Source organism: Paraconexibacter sp., from assembly GCF_041602235.1.
Taxonomy (GTDB): Bacteria; Actinomycetota; Thermoleophilia; order Solirubrobacterales; family Solirubrobacteraceae; genus Paraconexibacter.
On the sequence record NZ_JBFIGP010000047.1, the window covers coordinates 1 to 18198 of the forward strand.

The 18198-nt window shown below is 72.9% G+C and carries 18 protein-coding genes and 2 pseudogenes; 1 reads left to right on the forward strand and 19 read right to left on the reverse strand.

Going from position 1 to position 18198, the window contains the following annotated elements; translation table 11 throughout:
- From ABYE80_RS06055 to ABYE80_RS06075, 5 genes and pseudogenes are all read right to left on the reverse strand, one after another.
- Positions 1-452, reverse strand: a pseudogene (locus tag ABYE80_RS06055) (hypothetical protein); the annotation flags it as partial.
- A gap of 55 nt (positions 453-507) precedes the next feature.
- Positions 508-2163: a DNA repair protein RecN gene (gene recN, locus ABYE80_RS06060; protein WP_372789367.1), complete on the reverse strand. Its 1656-nt coding sequence runs from the start codon at positions 2161-2163 to the stop codon at positions 508-510.
- A gap of 64 nt (positions 2164-2227) precedes the next feature.
- Complete coding sequence (locus ABYE80_RS06065) at positions 2228-2677, reverse strand: ribosomal protein L7/L12 (RefSeq protein ID WP_372789368.1); 450 nt, start codon at positions 2675-2677, stop codon at positions 2228-2230.
- A gap of 47 nt (positions 2678-2724) precedes the next feature.
- A complete protein-coding gene (locus ABYE80_RS06070; protein WP_372789369.1) occupies positions 2725-3579 on the reverse strand; it encodes an NAD(+)/NADH kinase in 855 nt (284 codons plus the stop codon).
- Positions 3576-4367 (reverse strand): TlyA family RNA methyltransferase, encoded by a 792-nt coding sequence (locus ABYE80_RS06075; protein WP_372789370.1) that lies wholly within the window; start codon positions 4365-4367, stop codon positions 3576-3578. The genes ABYE80_RS06070 and ABYE80_RS06075 overlap by 4 nt, the downstream gene beginning before the upstream one ends.
- 142 nt (positions 4368-4509) lie before the next feature.
- Between ABYE80_RS06075 and ABYE80_RS06080 the strand changes: the two genes are divergently transcribed.
- Positions 4510-4869: a hypothetical protein gene (locus ABYE80_RS06080; RefSeq protein WP_372789371.1), complete on the forward strand. Its 360-nt coding sequence runs from the start codon at positions 4510-4512 to the stop codon at positions 4867-4869.
- Between the two features lie 205 nt (positions 4870-5074).
- On the opposite strand, the gene ABYE80_RS06085 is transcribed toward ABYE80_RS06080, so the two are convergent.
- The 14 genes and pseudogenes from ABYE80_RS06085 to ABYE80_RS06150 all read right to left on the reverse strand — a co-directional run.
- On the reverse strand, positions 5075-5902 hold the full coding sequence (locus ABYE80_RS06085) for a penicillin-insensitive murein endopeptidase (RefSeq protein WP_372789372.1): 828 nt from the start codon (positions 5900-5902) through the stop codon (positions 5075-5077).
- Between the two features lie 87 nt (positions 5903-5989).
- On the reverse strand, positions 5990-6961 hold the full coding sequence (locus ABYE80_RS06090) for an alpha/beta hydrolase (protein ID WP_372789373.1): 972 nt from the start codon (positions 6959-6961) through the stop codon (positions 5990-5992).
- Positions 6961-8922, reverse strand: a complete 1962-nt coding sequence (dxs, locus tag ABYE80_RS06095) for a 1-deoxy-D-xylulose-5-phosphate synthase (RefSeq protein WP_372789374.1) — start codon at positions 8920-8922, stop codon at positions 6961-6963. Before dxs ends, ABYE80_RS06090 begins: the two co-directional genes overlap by 1 nt.
- A complete protein-coding gene (locus ABYE80_RS06100) occupies positions 8919-9824 on the reverse strand; it encodes a polyprenyl synthetase family protein (protein WP_372789375.1) in 906 nt (301 codons plus the stop codon). Before ABYE80_RS06100 ends, dxs begins: the two co-directional genes overlap by 4 nt.
- Complete coding sequence (locus ABYE80_RS06105; protein ID WP_372789376.1) at positions 9824-10042, reverse strand: hypothetical protein; 219 nt, start codon at positions 10040-10042, stop codon at positions 9824-9826. The genes ABYE80_RS06100 and ABYE80_RS06105 overlap by 1 nt, the downstream gene beginning before the upstream one ends.
- A 10-nt stretch (positions 10043-10052) precedes the next feature.
- Positions 10053-10466, reverse strand: coding sequence for a transcription antitermination protein NusB (locus ABYE80_RS06110; RefSeq protein ID WP_372789377.1), 414 nt, complete (start codon positions 10464-10466; stop codon positions 10053-10055).
- Positions 10463-11023, reverse strand: a complete 561-nt coding sequence (efp, locus tag ABYE80_RS06115; RefSeq protein WP_372789378.1) for an elongation factor P — start codon at positions 11021-11023, stop codon at positions 10463-10465. The genes ABYE80_RS06110 and efp overlap by 4 nt, the downstream gene beginning before the upstream one ends.
- A 54-nt stretch (positions 11024-11077) precedes the next feature.
- Positions 11078-12454, reverse strand: a complete 1377-nt coding sequence (locus ABYE80_RS06120; RefSeq protein ID WP_372789379.1) for an FAD-binding oxidoreductase — start codon at positions 12452-12454, stop codon at positions 11078-11080.
- A 108-nt stretch (positions 12455-12562) separates the two neighbouring features.
- Positions 12563-14077 carry an MFS transporter gene (locus ABYE80_RS06125; RefSeq protein WP_372789380.1) on the reverse strand — a complete coding sequence of 505 codons (1515 nt, stop codon included), beginning with the start codon at positions 14075-14077 and terminating at the stop codon, positions 12563-12565.
- Positions 14078-14253: 176 nt separating this feature from the next.
- Complete coding sequence (locus tag ABYE80_RS06130; protein WP_372789381.1) at positions 14254-15000, reverse strand: hypothetical protein; 747 nt, start codon at positions 14998-15000, stop codon at positions 14254-14256.
- Positions 15000-16088 carry a M24 family metallopeptidase gene (locus ABYE80_RS06135; RefSeq protein ID WP_372789382.1) on the reverse strand — a complete coding sequence of 363 codons (1089 nt, stop codon included), beginning with the start codon at positions 16086-16088 and terminating at the stop codon, positions 15000-15002. Before ABYE80_RS06135 ends, ABYE80_RS06130 begins: the two co-directional genes overlap by 1 nt.
- Complete coding sequence (locus tag ABYE80_RS06140; protein WP_372789383.1) at positions 16085-16534, reverse strand: type II 3-dehydroquinate dehydratase; 450 nt, start codon at positions 16532-16534, stop codon at positions 16085-16087. The genes ABYE80_RS06135 and ABYE80_RS06140 overlap by 4 nt, the downstream gene beginning before the upstream one ends.
- Positions 16531-18051, reverse strand: a complete 1521-nt coding sequence (locus tag ABYE80_RS06145) for a bifunctional shikimate kinase/3-dehydroquinate synthase (protein WP_372789384.1) — start codon at positions 18049-18051, stop codon at positions 16531-16533. The genes ABYE80_RS06140 and ABYE80_RS06145 overlap by 4 nt, the downstream gene beginning before the upstream one ends.
- An 11-nt stretch (positions 18052-18062) precedes the next feature.
- Positions 18063-18198: pseudogene (locus ABYE80_RS06150) on the reverse strand (chorismate synthase); the annotation flags it as partial.

Below are 18198 nucleotides of genomic sequence, written 5' to 3' on the forward strand. Positions count from 1 at the left end.
CCGATGTCGGCCCGGGACTTCTCGTTCGCCGCGCGGACCTGCTCCGGCTCCTGCACGACGCCCTGGGTGACGACGCTCCCGCGAGCCAGGACCTGGCCGCCCCGGACCTCGATCGGCTCGCCGTCGTCGATCGCGTCGAAGATCGCGTCGTCGGGAAGGTCGACGAGATGCACGCCGGCCTGGACGAGCAGCAGCGGACCCATGTTCGGGTAGGCGCCGGAGGACGACGTCCGGCAATTCAGGACGGCGGTCACGCCTGCCGCGATGAGATCCTCGGCCCCGACCCGGTCGAGGTCGTGGTGGTCGATCACCGCCACATCGCCGGGATGGAGGTCCTTGACCAGCAGCTTGGTCTTCCGCCCGAGACGCCCGGGACCGCGCACGACACGCACGCCGGCATCCGCCGGGATGGGTTCGGTCGCAGCGAGCGTGGGTCGTCGGCGGAAGGCCATCGGCGGCCCGCAGTCTACGGGCGTCGCGGGGCCGACCCGTCCGCGGTGGCCCCGCTCATGCGGCCTTGAGGAGCTCCTTCGCGTGCCGTCTGGCCGCGACGTCGTCGGACTCCGCACCGAGCATCCGGACGAGCTCCCCGACGAGCTCGCGCTGCTCCAGCAACCTGACCGTCGTGACGGCGGGCTCGACCGTCACGTCCTTCTCGATCGAGAAGTGCCGCGCCGCCAACGACGCGATCTGCGGCAGGTGCGTGATGCACACGACCTGGCGCCCGGCGCCGAGCGCACGGAGTTGCTCACCGACCGCGCGCGCCGTCACGCCGCCGATCCCCGCGTCGACCTCGTCGAAGACGAGTGTCGCGCCGCTGCCGTCGTTGGCCACGCCCATGATCGCGAGCATCACCCGGGACAGCTCGCCCCCGGAGGCGATGTCCCGCAGCGGGCCCGCCGGAACGCCCGGATTCGCGGCGATCCGGAACTCCACCGCGTCGGCGCCCGTCGTGGTGGGCTCGCGAACCGCGACGTCGACCTCGAACCGCGCCGCCTCCATCGCGAGCGCCGTGAGCCGCTCGCGCACCGCCTCGGCGAACACCGGCGCCTGCTCGACCCGGGTCCGGTGAAGCTGCGCGGCCCGCTCCTGCAGGTCGGCACGAGCGTCCTGGAGCGCTGCCGCCGTCTCCTCGAGCGCGACCTCGGCCCCCTGGAGCTCGTCCCGTCTCTCCCGGCAACCGTCTGCGTGCTCGAGCACGGCCTCGATGGTGCCACCGTGCTTGCGCTTGAGCCGGTCGAGGACCGTCAGGCGCTCGTCCGCGGCCTCGAGCGCCTGCGGGTCGGCGTCGAGCCCGTCGACGTACCGCCGCAGCTCTGCGGCCAGGTCGTCCGCTTCGTATCCCAGCGTGCGCGTGCGCTCCGCGAGCGCGTCGAGGTCACCGTCCACCTCCCGCACCACGTCGAGGCCCGCCGTGGCCCCTCCCAGCAGGGACACGACCCCGTCGCCGTCCTCGGGCGCCAGGGCATCGGCGGCCGCGTGGGCCGCTGTTCGCAGCGCCTCGACGTGCCGGAGCCGCTCGCGGCGCGCGACGAGCTCGGCCTCCTCGGCCGCGTCCGGCGCGGCCGCCTCGATCTCCGCGAGCTCGAACTCGAGCAGGTCGAGCTCGCGCTCCCGCGCACCGGCGCGGTCACGCAGTTCCTCCAGGCGCTGCTCGAGCGTCCGGGTCCGCGCGTGGGCGGCGGCGAACGCGGCGCGACGCTCCAGGTGCTCGGGGCCGCACGCAGCGTCCAGCAGGTCGAGCTGCGCCGTGGCGAGCGTCAGCCGGCGGTGCTCGTGCTGGCCGTAGAAGGAGATGAGGTCGGCGGCGATCTCCTGGAGCTCCGCCACGTTGGCCGCCCGCCCGCCGACGTAGGCGCGCGTCCGACCCTCCGCCGTGACCCTGCGGGCCAGCACGAGGTCCTCCGCGTCCTCGGGAACACGCTCACCGAGGCGTTCCCGCAGCCCCTCCGGGAGGTCGAACACGCCCTCGACGTAGGCCTCCGTGGCCCCCGGACGCACGATGCCGCTGCGGGCCTTGCCGCCGAGCAGGAGGTCGAGGGCGTGGGCGAGGACGGTCTTGCCGGCACCGGTCTCGCCCGTCAGGACGTTGAGGCCCGCGGTCAGCCGCAGCTCGGCCCGTTCGATGAGCAGGAGGTTCTCGACGCGGAGTTCGTGGAGCACGCTCGCGAGTGAACCAGCGCCCGCGGACGGAACGGGGACGAACGTGCGTTCGCCCACCCTGGGGCTACTCGTCCGTCAGGATCCGGGCCTTCTGACGATCGAACTCCTCGTCCGTCAGGACGCCGCGGTCGCGCAACGCGGCCAGGCGCTCGAGCTGATCGATCACCGTCCCGTCAGGCGGGGCGGGCGACGAACGCCCCGGACGGACCTCGCCGACGGCGCCGAGCTCGGCCAGGCGAGCCAGGAGCGCGGACGCCTCCGCGGGCTCCCAGCTCCCGAGGGACGTCGGCGGGGATTCCACGGCCTCCTTGGCCTCTTTGAGACCCGAGCCGGTGACCTCGCGGTGCAGCTTGATGACGTGGATCTTCCGCGGACCCGCGTCGAGCAGCACGACCTCCGCGGGCCCGGATCCGGCACGCACCGCCTCGACGACCGGGGCAGGCTCATCGGCCTGGGCCGCCGGAAGACCGGCGATACCCTCGTCCCCCCTGCTACCGAACAGGCGACGCCACACGTCCGCGGAGTCTCGACGATCGCCGGCCGGACCGCAACCCGGCGCTGTCAGGACGACAGCCTGCCGAACTTCTCCCGCAGACGGCGGTAGAAGCTCGAGCCGGGAACCTGCGCCAGGTCCGCCGCCTCGCGGACGAACCGCGCCGTGATGCGCTGCCCCGGTCCGAGCTCACCGACCGGGCGACCGTCGACCGAGAGGTCGACCGCGCCGAGCGACCGGTTGAAGATGGTCAGCGTGTCGTCGGGCGCGACGACGAGCGCGCGAGCGGTCAGCGAGTGCGGCGCGATGAAGGAGACGGCGAAGCCCTCGACGCCCCAGGCCATGACGGGCCCCCCGTTGGCGAGGTTGTACCCCGTCGACCCGGCGGGCGTCGCGATGACGAGTCCGTCACAGCGGACGCTCCCGACCTCCTCGCCGTTGCTGGAGTAGGCCAGCGTCGCGACGCGCTCCCCGACCTTGCGGTGGATCGACACGTCGTTGATCGCCGCCTGGGGACCGCCCGGGAGCTCGAGGGCGATCGCCGGCAGCGTGAGCGTCTCGAACTCCCCCCGCAGCGCCCGCCGGAACCCGTCCGCGGTCTCCTCCGGCTCGATCGTGGCGAGAAACCCGACCTCGCCGAAGTTGACGGCGAAGACGGGGACGCTCGTCCCGGCGTACCGGCGCAGCGCCCGCAGGATGGTCCCGTCCCCTCCGAGCACCACGCACAGCTCGACGTCGTCGCTCTGCGGCGCGTCGACCTCGACGCCCTCCGCCGCGGCGAGGTGGTGCTTGCGGGTCTCGTCCGGGTCGAAGCGCAGCGTCACACCGGCTTCGCGGGCGACCGCCACGAGCGTGTCGAGCACCGCCCCGGTCTGCACCGGACGCTGATGCGTCAGGACCGTGACCGACCGGGTGGGGCTCACGGCTCGATCTCCCGGGCGGCGGACTCGAGGTCGTCGATCGCAGCGGGGCGCGCCGCCTCCGCGAGGTGCACGAACGTCTCCTGGTTGCCCTTCGGCCCCGGCAGGCCCGAGGACGCGAACGCCATGACGGCGGCGCCGGCGACCTGCGCGGCGCGGGCGACGTCCAGCAGCGCCTGTCGTCGGTCCGCCGCCTCGCGCACGACGCCGCCCTTGCCGAGCCGGTCGCGCCCCACCTCGAACTGGGGCTTGATCATGGCGAGCACATCGAACGGTCGGGTGACGCAGGCCAGCACCGCGGGCAGCACCTTCGTGAGCGAGATGAAGGACACGTCGCACACGACGAGATCCGGACGGTACGGCAGCTGCGAGGGGTCGAGGCCGCGCGCGTTGGTGCGCTCGACCACCGTGACCCGTGGGTCGTTGCGGATGTTCCAGTGCAGCTCCCCGTACGCGACGTCCAGCGCGACCACGTGCGCGGCGCCGTGCTGGAGCAGGCAGTCGGTGAAGCCGCCGGTCGAAGCGCCGACGTCCAGCGCACGGCGCCCTGCCACCTCGATCTCGAGGGCCTCGAGCGCGTTCGCGAGCTTGATGCCGCCGCGGGAGACGTAGCGCGGCGCCTCGTCGACCGCCAGGACCGCATCCTCGGACACCAGCTGCCCGGGCTTCTCGGCACGCCGGCCGTCGGAGCCCAGCCGGACCTCCCCCGCCATCACGGAGGCGGCCGCGCGGCTGCGCGACGGGAAGAGCCCGCGGCGGTGCAAGAGCGTGTCGATGCGGACCTTCTCCATGAACGCGGCGAACGGTACCGGCCACCCGGCGAGCGCAGTGCACGGGCCCGCCCACACCGTGACCTCCCAGAGCGAACAGCTGTTCGCTTCTGTGTGGCGTGTCACAGACGATCGCGTGTTCGGTCGGCACCATGCACCGCAGATGACCGCGTTCCGCCTCATCCCCTTCCACACCCACGGCGCTCTCGAGCTGCTCGTCGGGCTCGTGACGCTCGTCGCGCCGTTCGCGCTCGGCTTCACCGCCGCGGGCACCGTTGTCGCCGTCGCGGTGGGCGCCACCCTCGTCGGACTGGCGCTCGGCAGCACCACCGACGAGCGCGGAGCCCCGGCCGTCTCGATCGCCACGCACCACGCCGTGGACTACGGGCTCGCCCTGGGTCTCGGCGGCGCAGCCATCGTGCTGTCCGTGGCCGGCGACCTGATCGCCGGCGTCACCCTGGTGCTCCTGGCCCTCGTGCAGCTGCTGCTCAACCTCTCGACGCGCTACACCGCGCGCGCCTAGCGACGCGGTACCCAAGACTTCCCTCAGAGATCACCCGCTGGACCCATAAGAAGCACCCACATAGCAGGATCTCTCCTCCCCGAAACCGGCCCGCTCCCCGCGGGCCGGTTTCAGTTCCGGACCGCCCCGCGGATCCCTCCGGTCCCTCCATCGAGCCCGACGAGGCAGGCGTGGTGGGGAATGCTCGCCCGGCGGAGGTGCCGGCTCAGCCGACGCCGTCGGGATCGGCGATGCGGACGTGGAGGTGGTCGTCGTGGTGCGCGAGCTTCATGACGCGCCCACGGGGCCCGCGGAGGCCGACCCGGGGCCCCACGAAGACCGCGACCGCTCCCGCGGCCACGAACCGGTCCACGAGATCCTGGCTCAGACGCCGGTCGACCTGTGAGGGCCGGTCGGCCTGGACCATGCGGCGGTCCTTGCGCGGGTAGTAGATGTCGACGTCGAGGCCGTTCTGGTGCGACGCGTGGCCGAGGCCCCCGTACTGCGCGCCGAAGTGCCCTCCGGCCGGCAGGCTCAGGTCGCCGACGAGCACCGGGGGCGCTTCCGGGTGCGCGGCACGGTGGTCGGCGAGGACCTGGAGCACGGTCGAGACGAGGACATCCGTGCCCCACCGCCGCCACACCCGGCTGGGTGCCCTCCGCAGAGGGGCATCCCAGGTGAGGTGGTTCGGTCCGGAGATCGGGAACTCCACGCCCCGTACGAGCCGACCGCGCCGAAACGGACGGCCGAGCGCCCGCGAGCGCCGGGTCAGGGCGGGTGACGGCGTCAGGAGCGGCTTGGCGCTCGGCGCGGTCGCCCGCGGCGACGACGCCTGCGAATCGGGCACCGGCGGTGCCCCGGCCGGTCCGGTAGGCCCGGTCGGTCCCGTGGTGCCCCCGGGCCAGGCCGGCCCGGTCGGTCCCTGCGCCCGCTGCTCCGCGGGAGCCGAGGCCGCCGCCGGTCTGCGGGCGTCCTCGTCGGCGGTGACTGCTGCCACCGCCGCGCCGGCTCCGAGCACGAGCGACAGGAGGATCAGGAGGAGCGGACCGCGCATGCGTTCCCACAGGATGGCGCACACCACCACGATGCGGCGCCGGACCCGAGCCATGCCGGGCCGCGCGGGTGCACCCCACGCGAGAGGTCAGGCGCCGAGGAACGCCCCGGCCGCTGCGCCCACGGCGCGCAACGCGACCGCTGCCTCGTCCACGGCGCCCGCCCAGCGCAGGAAGCCGTGCGCCATGCCGGGGTGCGTCGTGACGGTCACCGGGACGCCGGCGTCCGCGAGCGCGGAGGCGTACCGCACGCCGTCGTCGTGCAGCGGGTCGATCTCGGCCAGCGCGATGTGCGCGGCCGGGAGCCCGGCGAAGCTCTGTGCCGCAAGCGGAGCGAGGTCCGGATCCGACGCCCGCTCCGTCGCGTCGGCGCCGACGTACGTCGACCACGCGAGCCCCATCTCGTCGCGGCTCAGGAACGGGCCGTCGGCGAACTCACGGTACGAGGAGCTGTCGCGGGTCGGGTCGAGCGCCGGGTAGACGAGCACCTGGCCGTGGAGGTCCACCCCTGCGTCACGGGCCCGCCGCGCGACGGCGGCCGCGAGGTTGCCGCCCGCGCTGTCACCGCCGACCACGACCCGTCCCGGCTCGATGTCGAGCATCTCGGCCCCGCTGTCCCCCGCCGCCCACAGGACGGCGTGCCAGGCGTCCTCGAGCCCGGCCGGGAACGGGTGCTCCGGGGCGAGCCGGTAGTCCACGCTGAGGACAGCGTGGCCGGAGGCGTTGCAGATCGCCCGGCAGGCAGGATCGATCCCGTCGAGGTCGCCGATGATCCAGCCGCCGCCGTGCAGCCAGACCAGCACGCCGGCGGGCCCCGGCGCGAACGACGCGGGAAGGTAGTAGCGGGCGGGAACCGGGTCCTGATCGGCCTCCCCGGCGCCGCGCGGGATGCGCAGGTTCTGCACGTGGGCGACGTCCTGGACCGGGCCGCCGAGGCGTCGCGCGGTCTCCGCGTAGCCGGCTCGCAGCGCGTCGAGGTCGATCGGGCCGTCGAGGTCGGGGACGCGGACGGCCTGGACCTGGGGGTGCAGGCGCGCCGACGGCGCGGGATCCACCGCCATCAGGCCGCGCCGACCGGCTCCTGGGACGGCGCCCCGATGGCCGCGAGGACGCGATCGGCGATCGCGGGACCGGTGAAGCCGATCTCCTCGTGCAGGAGGGCCGGCTTGCCATGGGTGACGTAGCGATCCGGGACCCCGACGCGCAGCAGCTGGTGGTGCGGGTGGCCGCCCTCGTTGAGCGCCTCCCACACGGCGGTGCCGAAGCCGCCGGCCAGGACGCCCTCCTCGAGCGTCACGAGCAGCTCGTGTTCGGCGGCCAGCCGGGCGGCGAGCTCGACGTCGATCGGCTTGGCGAACCGGGCGTCCGCGACGGTGACGTCGAGCCCGTGGGCACTGCGCAGGATCTCGGCAGCATCGAGGGCCTTCTGGACGCCGGAGCCGTAGCCCAGGAGCGCGACCCGCGAGCCCTCGTGGAGCACCTCGCCGCGACCGATCTCGATCGCCCGGACCTCGGTGTCGGCGGGGAGCGGTACGCCGACGCCCTCGCCACGCGGGTAGCGCAGGGCGATCGGACCCTCGTCGTACAGCAGGGCGGTGCGCAGCATGTGGACGAGCATCGCCTCGTCCCGAGGCGCCATGCAGACGATGTTCGGCAGCGACCGCAGGTAGGCGATGTCGAACACGCCGTGATGCGTGGGGCCGTCGTCGCCGACGAGCCCGGCCCGGTCCATCGCCAGCACGACGTTCAGCTCCTGCAGGCACACGTCGTGCACGATCTGGTCGTACGCGCGCTGCAGGAACGTCGAGTAGATGGCCGCGACGGGCTTGACGCCCTCCAGCGCCAGGCCGCTCGCGAACAGCAGCGCCTGCTGCTCGGCGATCCCGACGTCGAAGTAGTGGTCGGGCTCGGCCTTCTGGAGGATGTTCAGCCCGGTCCCGGAGTTCATCGCGGCAGTGATCCCGACGACGCGGCGATCGCGGCGAACCTCCCGCACCATGGCCTCGCCGAAGACCTTCGTGTACTGCGGGACCGCAGGCTTCGCGTCGGCGGCGGCCGGCGCGGCGGCGACCGGCGAGCCGTTGGCGATCGACTTGGGCTTCGCCGCATGCCACTGCTCCATGCCTTCCAGGCCGCCCTCCTCCGCGGGGGCGAAGCCCTTGCCCTTGACGGTGGCGACGTGGACGACCACCGGGCGCTCGGCGGCGAACGCCTGCTTGAGCGCGCTCCGCAGGGCGTGGACGTCATGGCCGTCGATGACGCCCATGTAGGCCCAGTCGAGCTCCTCCCAGAAGAGGCCCGGCGCCCAGAAGGCCTTGATCGACTCCTTGAACTGCGGGCCGAGCTTCTCGAACGCCGCACCGATCCCGCCGGGCAGGTCGATGAGCCCCTTCTCGACGCCTTCGCGGGCGTGCCAGAGCTTCGGGTTGAGGCGCACGCGGTTGAAGTAGCGCGAGAGCGCCCCGACGTTCGGCGAGATCGACATCCCGTTGTCGTTGAGCACGACGACGAGCGGCGTGCCGAGCCCGCCCGCCTGGTGGATCGCCTCGAACGCGACGCCTCCGGTCATCGAGCCGTCGCCGATCACCGCTGCGACCTTGCCGACCTCGTTGGGCTGGCCGCGCAGGCGCATGGCCTCCTTGAGCCCGACGCCGTAGCCGATCGAGGTCGAGGCGTGCCCGGCCCCCATGATGTCGTGCTCGCTCTCGAAGGTCGCGCAGAACGGGGCGAGCCCGTCGTACTGGCGGATGGTGGCGAGCTGGTCGCGGCGTCCCGTCAGGATCTTGTGCGGGTAGGCCTGGTGACCGACGTCCCACAGGATCTTGTCGCGCGGTGAGTCCAGCAGCGAGTGGAGCGCGACCGCGAGCTCGCAGGTGCCGAGGTTGGCACCGAAGTGCCCCCCGATCTCCCCGACCGTGTCGATGATGTGCTCGCGGACCTCCTGCGCGACCTGCACGAGCTCGTCCTCCGTGAGGCGGTGGAGGTCCTGCGGGCGATCGATGCGGTCGAGAATGCGGGTCATGCCGTCCTGGTGAGGATGAAGTCGGTGATCTGCTGGAGCTCGGTGGCGGAACCGTTCTGACCTGCGGTTGCCTCGGCGAGCGTCGCACGCGCGTCGCGGTGGCACTGCGCCGCCAGCTCCCGCGCACCGTCGAGGCCGAACTCCGAGACGTACGTGCGTTTGCCGTGCCGCTCGTCGCTGCCCTGCGGCTTCCCGAGATCGGCGTCCGTACCGGTCACGTCGAGGATGTCGTCGACGATCTGGAACAGCACACCGAGCTCGGCCGCGTACTGGCGATAGCGCATTGTCGCAGGTTCATCCATACCGGCCAGTAGGAGTACGCCGACCACCGACGCGCCGATCAGGCGCCCGGTCTTCAGCGCGTGCAGCGCGCGGAGGTCCTCGGCGGTCCGGGCGCTGCCGGCGACGTCGACGTACTGGCCCCCGACCATGCCGTCGACACCCGTCGCGCCGGCCAGCTCCGCGGCCGCGGCGAGGACGTGCGCGGGGCCGGAGCCCGGCGGCGCGGGCGCACGCAGCAGCAGGTGGAAGGCCTCGGCGTACAGGGCGTCGCCCGCGAGGATCGCGACGTCCTCCCCGTACTTCACGTGGCACGTCGGCCGCCCGCGACGCAGCGCGTCGTCGTCCATCGCGGGCAGGTCGTCGTGGATCAGCGAGTAGGTGTGGATCAGCTCGAGCGCGGCGGCGTACGGCAGGACGTCCTCGTGCGGCACGCCCACGGCGTTGGCGGTCGCGAGCGCGAGCACCGGCCGTATCCGCTTGCCGCCGGCCAGGAGGCTGTAGCGCATCGCGTCCTCGAGGCCTTGGGTCGGAGCGGTGCGGGCGAAGCGCAGGCCGTCGAGGTAGCGCTCGATCTCCTGGCGCAGGGCGTCCGGATAGGTCGTGGTCGCCGGGGCGTCCACTACAGCAGCTGGTCCTGGCCGGGCAGCGGCTCGCTGGCCGCCGCGCGGGCCAGCCGCTCGAGCTCCGCCGAGGCCTGTGACGCGAACGTGGCGCACTGCTCGACGACGGATGCGGCCTGATCGGGATCGAGATCCCCGGTGCGAAGCTGGCCCGCGGCGAGCTCCAGGCGCTCGATCAGGCGGTCGAGCTGCTCGTGGCTGTCGGGCGTCTCGTGCATGTCGGTCAGATCATCCCGCATCCGTGGCGGCGCCATCCGCGCGCAGCACGGCGGCGAGGATCCCGTTCACGAAGCCGGGCGCGTCGGCGCCGCAGAAGGTCTTCGCGGTCTCCACGGCCTCGTCGATCGCGCCCTCCGCCGGGATCGGGGTGTCGGCCGGGGCCGCGTCCGGGTGCAGCATCTCGAGCAGCGCCACCCGCATGATGGCCTTCTCCAGCGGCGCGATGCGATCGACGGTCCACCCGGTGGCGTGGCGTTCGATGACCGCGTCGAACTCCTCGGCGTAGTCCGAGGTCGCGTAGGCGAGGGCCCGCGTGAACTCGGAGGCGTCACGCTCGAAGAGGTCGTCCAGCTCACGTCCGGTCAGCTCGTGCTGGTACAGCGCGAACACGGCGGCGCGGCGCTGGTCGGAACGCCGGCTCACACGCGCGACATGTACTGGCCCGTCTCCGTCGAGACCTTGACGCGGTCCCCGACGTTGACGAACAGCGGTACCTGGATCTCCGCGCCGGTCTCGACCGTGGCGGGCTTGTTCCCGCCGCCGGAGGCCGTGTCGCCGCGAACGCCCGGCTCGGTGTGGGTGATCTCCAGCTCGACCGACCCGGGGAGCTGGATGTCGGCGGGCTCGTTGTCGATGAACAGCAGGTCGACCGTCTCGTTGGGCTTGACCCACCGCAGCTTGTCGGCCAGGGCCGTCTCGGGGATCGCCGTCTGGTCGAACGTCTCCGAGTCCATGAAGTGCGCGTCGGTGCCGTCCCCGTAGAGGTAGGTCATCTTGCGCGCCTCGGTCCGTACCGAGCGGAACTTCTCGCCGGCGCGGAACGTCTTGTCGATCACGTTCCCGTCGCGCGTACGACGGAGCTTGGTGCGCACGAAGGCGGGCCCCTTGCCCGGCTTCACGTGCTGGAACTCCACGACCTTGTAGATGATCCCGTCAACCTCGATGTGGTTGCCGTTCTTGAGCTGGTTGGTGCTGATCACGGTAGGGGCAGTCTAGGGCGGGACGCCGCCGGAGGGCCGGTCCCGCCCCGTGCCTCAGTCGAGCAGGCGGTGGTTGTGGCAGAACACGTTGTCCGGATCCCACGCCCGCTTGGCCGCCTGCAGCCGCTCGAGCGTCGCGGGCTCGTAGGCCGAGCGCAGCACGACCGCCTCGGTGTCCGACACGAAGTTCGGGAACGAGGGAGCTTCGGCCTGCCGCTGCAGTCCGGCGTTGAGCTCCTTGGTCCAGGCCCGGCACCGTGCGTCCTCGGCCGGGTCCGTCCACTGCGTGAGGAGCTGGTAGGCCCACGTCGCGTCGCGCTGGCCGAGGGCGGTCGCGTCGTCGGGCACGCGCCCGTAGGCGCCGCCCATCGGCTGCAGGATCAGGACGGTCTCCGTGGTCGCGGGTTCGGCGGCCGCGGCGACCAGCAGATCGATCGACGCGTCGTCGAGCTCGGTGAGGAAGCCGGACCCCTGGTACTCACGCATCACCCCGTACGGGTTGCCCTCGTCGAGGAGCTGCTGGACGGCGGTGTAGGGCATGTCCTGCACCAGGTCGACGATCGGCTCGCCGAGGGCGTCGAGGAGCGCGACGGCGGCGTCCGCCTCCTCGGGCGGCCCCGTCCACAGGACGATCACCGAGACGATGGGCTTGCCGACCGCTTCCGGCGGCACGAACGGCGCGGGAGGCGCGCTGAGCAGCGCGAGGCCGCCACAGAGGGCGTCGGGTGCGTCGCGCATGACCTCGGCGTAGGCGCGCATGACCTCGGCGGCCCGCGGGAAGGGGTAGATGCGCATGCCGCCTCGCACGATCGGGCCGACGCGCATGAGGCGCAGCGTGAACTCGGTCACCACGCCGAAGTTCCCGCCTCCGCCGCGCAGGGCCCAGTACAGGTCGGGGTTCTCGGTCTCGCTGGCGGTGACGATCTCGCCGGCGGCGGTGACCACACGCGCTGCCAGGAGGTTGTCCGACGTCAGCCCCATCGCGCGCTCGAGCCAGCCCGAGCCGCTGCCGAGCGCCAGCCCGGACACGCCGGTGTGGGAGACGCGGCCGCCCGTCACCGCGAGGCCCGACTCCTGCGTGGCGGCGTCCAGCTCGCCCCAGGTGAGCCCGGCCCCGGCGCGTACGGTGCCGGCCTCCGCGTCGACCGTGACGTCCTTGAGACGCCTGACGTCGATCACCAGCGCGCCCTCGACGTTGGAGAAGCCGGGTGCGGAATGGCCTCCCGAACGCACGCACACCTCGAGCCCGCTCTCGCGGGCGTAGGCCAGGGCGGCGACCACGTCCCCCTCGGATGCGCACCTGACGATGATCTCGGGGCGACCGTCGTGCATGGCGTTGTACACCTGGCGGGTCGCGTCGTAGTCGGGATCCCCCGGCCGGACCGCGTCGCCGTCGAGTGAGAGGTTTGTGGGACCTGGGTGGGTGGTCATGCCCACGATCCTCGCCCTGATGCGGCGTGAGGTCAACCGCGGCTGGTCACCGCGTGCCGCGCGCCCGCGGGGCGGTCCGGACCGAGTCGTGGGACCGCCCCGCGGCGCTCAGACCCCCGCGTGGGCGAGGCTCGGGATGCGCGCGCTCGCCGGTGCCTTGCGGAGGTAGAAGAACCACGTCATCACGGCGAACACGACGTAGGAGGCCAGGAACGCCCAGAGCGCCGGCACCGACCACGCGGCGTTCTCGAGGGCGGCAGCCGTCTTCGCCGCAGGGGTCTCCGCGGCCTTGACCGCCGCCGTGACCGACAGGCTGGCCTGCCGGAGCGCGACCTGCACCAGGAAGCCGCCGAACGCTCCGATCGCCCCGGCGATGCCGATCACCGCTGCCGCCCGCCGCTTGAACTCCACGGCGGTGGCCGCCGGGTCGAGTCCCCGGGTCGACGCGTGCTCCCGGCCCAGCGCCGTGAAGATCGTCGGGATCATCCGGTAGGTCGAGCCGTTGCCCATGCCCGCCAGCAGGAACAGGACCATGAAGGACGCGAAGAACACCGCGAAGTTGTGGTCCTGGACGCCCGCGATGGCGACGATCGTGCACACGCCCATGCCGATGAACACCGCGAGCGTGACCCGTGCCCCGCCGGCACGGTCCGCGAGCCAGCCGCCGAGCGGCCGCGCGACGGACCCGATCAGCGCGCCGAGGAAGCCCAGTCCGGCGAGGTACGTCGCGATGAAGGGATGCCGCGCCAGGAACTCCGGGAAGGTGTTCTTGATCACCAGCGGCAAGGCGAAGGAGAAGCCGATGAACGAGCCGAACGTCCCGATGTAGAGGATCGACATGATCCAGGTCTGGCTGTACTTCATGGCCTCGCTGTAGGACCTCGTGTCGGCACGAGCCTGCGTGAGGCTGTCCATGTAGAGCGCGGCCCCGAGGGCGGCGATGACGATCAGCGGCATCCACATGAGCCCCGCGTACGCGAGGTGGACCTCGTGCTCCGGGAGCTTCACGGCGGCGCCCGGGACCCCGATGATGAGGACCAGCGGGACGAGGAGCTGCGCGACCGCCACGCCCAGGTTGCCGCCTGCCGCGTTCAGGCCGAGGGCGAAGCCCTTGCGCCCCTCGGGGTAGAAGAACGAGATGTTGGCCATGGAGCTGGAGAAGTTGCCGCCGCCGAAGCCCGCGGTCGCGGCGCACCCCAGCAGCACCCAGAACTGCGTGTCGTGGGACTGCGAGGCGAGCCAGCCGCTCGGGACCAGGAAGGCCAGGAGCGAGGTCGGGATGAAGAGCAGACTCGCGCTGATCACCGTCCACAGGCGGCCGCCGAACCGGGGCACCGCGAAGGTGTACGGGATGCGCAGCCCGGAGCCGATGAGGTTCGGGACGGCCGTCAGCCAGAACTTCTCGGACAGCGTCAGGTCGATGCCGACGTTGCCCAGGTTCAGGACGACGATGGTCCACAGGACCCAGACGCTGAAGCCGATGTTCTCGGCGAACACGCTGAACGCCAGGTTCTTGCGGGCGATGCGCTTGCCCGTGGTCTCCCAGAACTCCTCGTCCTCGGGTTCCCAGTGGTCGATCCAGCGCCCTCGGCGTGTGGGTGTTGCGGTGATCGGGGTGCTCATGTGCGCCCTCCTGCGGTGGTGGTTGCTTCCTGGGCAGCGACCACGCTAGGCAGGCCCCGGACACGCGCACACCGCCGGGTGTCGAAACCGGTGGGCCGGGTGCTCGACGCACGGTCGAACATGAACCGGCCGGTTCGGAAATGCTCAGCCCGGCAGCCCGGATCGCCGGGCCCGGCTCAGGCGTCCGGCGAGGGGCGGGGGCCGCTGCGGGCGATGGACCACCAGCGGTCCTCCCGCGCCTCCCGCTGCGCGCGGGTCTCCCCGAGGACCGGGATCCCCGGGGGGAGCAGCGGCACGTCACCCGCGCCGAGGGCACGGACGACGCGGGGAGGGCTCTCGCTCCCCGGCACCGCCGCGAGACGCTCCAGGGCGGGAGCCAGATCGGGCAGGTCGTCGCCGACCACGAGCACCACGTCCCCGCGCGAGGCGAGCACCGCCGCGGCCAGGGGCGCCACCACGGCGGACAGGAGGCGCAGCGGATCCTCGGACCCGGCATCGGGCAGCCGTGCGTCCACGAGCAGCGCGCGTCCGGCGGCTCCCGGCTCCGCCGCAGGCGGCGGCAGCATGAGCGTCCCGCGCACGTCCGGCTCCCGCCAGCGACGGACGCGCGCGCCATCGGCGAGCAGGCGTCGCTCGAAGGTGCGCTTGGCGCCGCGACCGTCGGCGGCCTCGACGTGGACGTCGAGCCGCACCGGGTGCAGGGACCCGAGCGCGGGAACGGGGCCGGTCCCGGGCTTGGAGGGGGCGAGACCGGCCGCGAGGTGCTCGGGGCGCTCGGCGGTGGCCTTCCAGACGCGGCCGTCGTCGTCGCGCAGTCGGGCCCGCCAGAGCAGGTCGTCGTGCTCGGCGGCCTCGAGTCCGCGCACGCGGACGTGCAGGGGCTCGTCGATCAGGGCGACGGCCGGTCCCGCGAGCTCGAGCATCAGGCGACGGTGCGCAGGCCCTTGGGCAGTGAGGAGAGCACCTCGTGCCCGTCCTCCGTCACGACGACGAGGTCCTCGATGCGCACGCCCACGGCACCCGGGACGTAGATGCCCGGTTCCACCGTGACCACGTGACCGGCGGCCAGCGGGGTCTCCCCCTGCTTGGACAGCCGGGGCCCCTCGTGCACCTCGAGCCCGACCCCGTGGCCCAGGCCGTGACCGAAGTGCTCCGCGTGCCCGGCGGCGTCGATGACCTCACGGGCGACGGCGTCGACCTCCTTGCCGGTCGGGCCTGCGGTCACGGCGGCCAGCGCCGCCTCCTGCGCAGCGAGCACGGTGTCGTAGATCGCCCGGTCCCGGGGGTCGAGCGGTCCCGTGGCCACGGTCCTGGTGCAGTCCGACGCGTAGCCGTCGAGCATGGCGCCCCAGTCGATGACCACGAGCGTGTCGGGCGGGATCGGCACGTCGCGGGGGCTCGCGTGCGGCAGCGCCCCGTGCGTGCCTGCGGCGACGATGGGGGCGAAGGACGCGCCTTCGGCCCCGCGCCTGCGCATGGCGACCTCGAGATCGAGCGCCACGTCTCGCTCGGTCCGGCCGACGATCCCGGCGCCGACGACCTCCTCGAACGCCTCGTCCGCGAGCTTCGCGGCCGCACGCAGCTTCTCGAGCTCGGCGTCGTCCTTGATCGCACGCAGCTCCTCGACGAGACCTCCGGCCGCCACGAGCTCGACCCCGTCGGGGACGGCCTTCTCGAGGCGGGCGAACTCACGGACGCTGAGCTGCGCGTCGTCGAAGCCGATCCGGCCGGGGGCCAGCCCCTCCGCCGCCGCGACGAGCAGGTCGGTGCGGATGTCGCGCTGCCAGCGGTCGTCGAGCTGCTGGTCGGCCTGGCTGAGATAGCGGAAGTCGGTGAGGAAGCGGCGCGTGCCGTCCGCGCCCGGGGACACGACGGCGAGGCCGTTGGAGCCGGTGAACCCGGTCATCCAGCGGACGTTGAACAGTGCGGTGACGAGCAGGCCGTCGAGCTCCCGTTCGGCGAGGGCGGCGGCGACGCGGTCCGACCGCGCCATGTCCACGCCGGCGCTCATGCGCCGAGCTCCGCGCGAAGCCGCACCAGCGCCTCGCGGTACCCGTCGATCCCCTGGCCGCTGATGGTGGCCAGGCACAGGTCCGAGATGACCGAGTGGCGACGGAACTCCTCGCGCTTGTGGATGTCGGACAGGTGGACCTCGACCGCCGGCAGGGCCGCGAGCTCGAGCGCGTCGCGGATCGCGTAGCTGTAGTGGGTCCACGCTCCGGGGTTCAGCACGATCCCGTCGACCGTGCCGTCGAGCTCGTGCAACCGCTCGACGAAGTCGCCCTCGTGATTGGTCTGGAAGAAGCGGAGGCTGAGGTCCAGCTCCTCGCCGAAGCCGTCGACCTTGAACTGCAACTCGTCGAAGGACGCGGTCCCGTAGTGGGCCGGCGACCGGCGACCGAGCTGATCGAGGTTCACGCCGTGCATGACCTCGATGCGGTTGCGCACGCTGCTCATGCCGTCAACTCTGTCACGGCGGCGAGGACCGCGTCCGGCGCGAGCGTCGCCCCGTGTCGCACATCTCCCGGCGCATGGACGAGGACGTACGGGGTGCTCTCCCCCGTGCGCTTCTTGTCGCGAGAGGTCGCCTCCACGACCGCTGCCGGATCGAGACCCGGGGCGGCGGTCGGCAGGCCGACCGCCTCGAGCAGCCCGCGGACGTGCTCGCGCAGGTCGTCCTGACCGGACAGGCGCAGCGCGGCGAGGAGCCCGAGGCCGACGGCCTCCCCGTGACGGAAGCGCTGGTACTCCGTCACCGTCTCGATCGCGTGACCGACGGTGTGCCCGAGGTTCAGCACCTGGCGGCGACCGCCGTCGCGCTCGTCCTCGCGCACGACCGCCAGCTTCGTCCGGGCGCAGCCGAGGATCGTCGCGTCGTCGACCGGCGCGCCGGACCCGACGTGCTCCCACAGGGCTCCACCCGCGATCAGGGCGGTCTTGACGACCTCGGCGTACCCGGCGGCGTGCTCCTCGGGCGGAAGGGTGGCGAGCGTCGCCACGTCGACCACGACGCCGGCAGGCTGGTGGTACGCGCCGACGTAGTTCTTGGCACGCGGAAGGTCGACACCGGTCTTCCCGCCGTAGGCGCTGTCGACCTGGGCGACCACCGTGGTCGGCACCTGCACGACCGGGATGCCGCGCTGGTAGGCCGACGCGCAGAACCCCGCCAGGTCGCCGACGACACCGCCGCCGAGCGCGACCACGTGGTCGGCCCGGGTCGCCCCCTGCTCGACGAGCGCCTGCCACACCCGCTCGGCGGTGGCGAGGGTCTTGTGCTCCTCCCCCGCCCCGATCTCCACGAGTCCGCTGACCTCGCCGACGACCCCGGCGTACATCGGCCCGACGTTCGCGTCGCTGATGACGAACCGCCGCCCCGACGCGGGCCAGCTGACGCGACCCAGGAGCCGGCGTCCCACGAGGACCGGGTAGTCGCCGGAGGCCGTGGTGGCCCACAGGAGCTTCGTGCCGTCGGGCGCCGTGGCGAGACCCTGCAGCGCCGGGGCGGCGCGGCGCGCGAGTCCCCTGTCGGCGGCCGGGAGGGTGGCGTCGGCGACCTGCTCGTACACGCCGGCCCGCTCCGCGTAGCGCGCCGCGAACGCGTCTCGGTCGCGTGCCAGCGGGCGCCCGCGACCGTGCGCGCGCTGCCAGGCGAGCTCGAGCGGCACCTCGACGTGCACGACGACGTGCGCGCGGAGCGCCTCCCGGACGCGCGCCGACCCCAGGGCGCCGCCCCCGAGGGCGATGACGTCACCGTCCGCCCGCTCGAGGAGCTCCAGGACGAGCGCCTCCTCACGTTCCCGGAACGCGGGCTCACCGTGCGTGTCGAAGAAGCTCTCGATCGAGGTGCCGGCCTGCTCCTCGAACAGGCGGTCACTGTCGCGGAGCGGTGCCTGGAGGACGGTCGCCGCCTCGCGTGCCGCCGTGCTCTTGCCGGCACCCATGAAGCCGACGAAGACGATCGCTGGCGCGGCCATCCCCGGGGCTCCTAGCCGTTGCGCAGGCGTGCGCGGTACGCCTCGACCGCCGTGCGCGCGTCGTCGACGTGGTCGCCGCCGAACTTCCGCCGGTAGGCGTCGGCGAGGATCAGCGCGACCATCGCCTCTCCCACCACGCCGGCGGCC

Coding starts and splice junctions, on each gene's coding strand:
- ABYE80_RS06075 (WP_372789370.1), bottom strand. CDS start 4,367: ATGGAGAAGGTCCGCATCGACACGCTCTTGCACCGCCGCGGGCTCTTC.
- ABYE80_RS06080 (WP_372789371.1), top strand. CDS start 4,510: ATGACCGCGTTCCGCCTCATCCCCTTCCACACCCACGGCGCTCTCGAG.
- ABYE80_RS06085 (WP_372789372.1), bottom strand. CDS start 5,902: ATGCGCGGTCCGCTCCTCCTGATCCTCCTGTCGCTCGTGCTCGGAGCC.
- ABYE80_RS06090 (WP_372789373.1), bottom strand. CDS start 6,961: ATGGCGGTGGATCCCGCGCCGTCGGCGCGCCTGCACCCCCAGGTCCAG.
- dxs (WP_372789374.1), bottom strand. CDS start 8,922: ATGACCCGCATTCTCGACCGCATCGATCGCCCGCAGGACCTCCACCGC.
- ABYE80_RS06105 (WP_372789376.1), bottom strand. CDS start 10,042: ATGCACGAGACGCCCGACAGCCACGAGCAGCTCGACCGCCTGATCGAG.
- ABYE80_RS06120 (WP_372789379.1), bottom strand. CDS start 12,454: ATGACCACCCACCCAGGTCCCACAAACCTCTCACTCGACGGCGACGCG.
- ABYE80_RS06125 (WP_372789380.1), bottom strand. CDS start 14,077: ATGAGCACCCCGATCACCGCAACACCCACACGCCGAGGGCGCTGGATC.
- ABYE80_RS06130 (WP_372789381.1), bottom strand. CDS start 15,000: ATGCTCGAGCTCGCGGGACCGGCCGTCGCCCTGATCGACGAGCCCCTG.
- ABYE80_RS06135 (WP_372789382.1), bottom strand. CDS start 16,088: ATGAGCGCCGGCGTGGACATGGCGCGGTCGGACCGCGTCGCCGCCGCC.
- ABYE80_RS06140 (WP_372789383.1), bottom strand. CDS start 16,534: ATGAGCAGCGTGCGCAACCGCATCGAGGTCATGCACGGCGTGAACCTC.
- ABYE80_RS06145 (WP_372789384.1), bottom strand. CDS start 18,051: ATGGCCGCGCCAGCGATCGTCTTCGTCGGCTTCATGGGTGCCGGCAAG.